This is a genomic window from Paenibacillus sp. J23TS9, assembly GCF_018403225.1.
Classification (GTDB): Bacteria; Bacillota; Bacilli; order Paenibacillales; family Paenibacillaceae; genus Paenibacillus_AQ.
Genome location: NZ_BOSG01000042.1, coordinates 1 through 255, shown reverse-complemented (window position 1 = coordinate 255; position 255 = coordinate 1). Strand labels below are relative to the sequence as shown.

Below are 255 nucleotides of genomic sequence, written 5' to 3'. Positions count from 1 at the left end.
TCACTATCGGTCACTAGGGAGTATTTAGCCTTAGCAGATGGTCCTGCTGGATTCATACGGGGTTTCACGTGCCCCGCACTACTCGGGATCCGTCTCGGAGAGAATACATTTTCAGCTACAGGGCTTTCACCTTCTATGCCGGGCCTTTCCAGACCTCTTCGCCTAATGTATTCCTTTGTAACTCCATGTGAGACGTCCCACAACCCCAAGGAGCAAGCTCCTTGGTTTGGGCTAATCCGCGTTCGCTCGCCGCTA

General features: G+C 52.9%; 1 rRNA gene. It reads right to left on the bottom strand.

Going from position 1 to position 255, the window contains the following annotated elements:
* Window positions 1–255: ribosomal RNA gene (locus KJS65_RS29615) — 23S ribosomal RNA — on the bottom strand; the annotation flags it as partial.